The 1,996-nt window shown below is 53.8% G+C and carries 1 pseudogene; it reads right to left on the bottom strand.

The window, feature by feature from the left end:
* Positions 1-1,996: pseudogene (locus OCV63_RS10455) on the bottom strand (SNF2-related protein); the annotation flags it as partial.

The following is a 1,996-nucleotide window of genomic DNA, read 5'->3' as shown; positions in this document are numbered from 1 at the left end:
CTCCAAAATCTTGTAGGCATTGGCACGGCTGGTCCCATAGGTGGTATAAGCTGCCACATCGTTGTAGGATACGGAAGATTTCCCCTTGATCTGCCATTCAGCGGTAAAGGACGAATAGTTGACCTCGATACTGCGTTGGAGATAAAACGGGGTATTAAAGGTCTCATACATAAACTGCTGGATATATTCCTTGTCAATCCAGGTAGCGCCCAGACGCACCTCGATCTCCGACGCATCCAGGTCTTTGGGCTGGGCGGCGGTAAGAGCTTCCACATTGACTGCATAAACCGGGTCCTGCTGTGCCGCCCGCTGCGCTTGACGCAGTTTTCGGCGTACATTGCCAGAGAGGTATTCATCAGCAGTCACATAATGGGGCGTTCCGTCCTGCTCCAACTGTCCCGGTACACGGAAGATTACGCCTTGCAGCTCTCCGGCCAGTTCTTCTTTTGTTTTTCCGGTAAGCTGGCTCATATAGTCCATATCCACGCAGGCTTTTTCCGAGATGGACACCGCCAGTGCTTCACTTGCCGTATCCACCACAGCCACCGCCTGATGGGGCTTGATGGTCCGCTTGGTGAACATATCTGCCTTACGTTCCAGTTTCCCGTCCTCGTCGATGACTTCCAGCGCACAGAGCAGGTAATAGGAAGAATCATCTGCATAGGCCAGACGGTTTGCACGGTCATTGATGAGACCGTATTTGGAAGAAAAGCTGTCATAGAGACTGTTCAGTTCCGCCTGCTTCTCCCGAATGGTGCTGTCCGGAACCGCTGCATCCATCTGAAGGTCGATCAGTTCCTGCACACAATCACGCAGTCCCACAAGACCTTTTACGCGGGCTTCTGCGGTGGCGTTGAGGTCAGGGCGCACCATACGGCTGTTTTCCCGGTAATACACCTGCCCGTCTACAATGGCATAGGAATAGTTCTTCACATTGGGGTCGGCAGGAATGGAGGTGTCAATAGCTTCGCCTTCGCCCAGCTCCGGCAGCTCTGCCTCCTGATAAGTGCCATGAATATACTTCACCGCATCATGCAGCTGGTCGGAAAGCTCCAGTCCCTCGATAGGGTTCACGGTGTAGTCCATACCATGTGCAGTGCTTACCGGCTCCTGTCTGCCCAGCACCATTTCCGGGTGGTCGATAAAATACCGGTTGATGGCAAATCTGTCCTCCGTCTGTCCGGTTTGAGTCCATTCCGGCACAATGTCCAGCGGGCGGTCCCGCTTTTGGAGGAAAATGATGTCCGAAACGACCTCTGCACCAGCGTTTTTCTTGAAAGCGTCATTGGGCAGACGGATGGCTCCCAGCAACTCGGCACGTTGGGCAAGATAGCGGCGCACGGTGGAATCCTTGGCGTCCATCGTATAGCGGCTGGTGACAAAGGCCACCACGCCGCCGGGACGCACCTGATCCAGTGCTTTGGCAAAAAAATAGTTATGAATACTGAAATTCAGCTTGTTGTAGGCTTTGTCGTTGACCTGATACTGACCGAAAGGTACATTGCCGATAGCAAGGTCAAAGAAGTCACGCCTATCGGTGGTCTCAAAGCCGCCTACTGTGATGTCCGCCTTGGGATAGAGCTGCTTTGCGATGCGCCCGGAAACAGGGTCCAGCTCCACGCCGTACAGACGGCTGTTTCGCATTTTCTCCGGAAGCATACCAAAGAAATTGCCCACACCCATAGACGGCTCCAGAATATTTCCGGTCTCAAATCCCATACGGTCCACCGCTTCATAGATGGCCTGAATGACCGTAGGGCTGGTGTAATGGGCGTTGAGGGTAGAGCTTCTGGCGGCGGCATATTCCTCCGGGGTCAGCAGCTCTTTTAGCTGAGCATACTCTAAAGCCCATGCCGGTTTCTCCGGGTCAAACGCATCAGAGAGACCGCCCCAGCCCACATATCGAGAAAGAACCTCCTGCTGTTCGGGGCTTGCCTGCTGTCTGGCAGCTTCCAGCTCTTTCAGCAAACGAATCGCATTGACATTTGCCTGGAAC

This window comes from Laedolimicola ammoniilytica, from assembly GCF_025567165.1.
GTDB lineage: Bacteria > Bacillota > Clostridia > Lachnospirales > Lachnospiraceae > Laedolimicola > Laedolimicola ammoniilytica.
The sequence above is the reverse complement of the archived record's forward strand: the minus strand, read 5'-3'. Positions and strand labels throughout refer to the sequence as shown.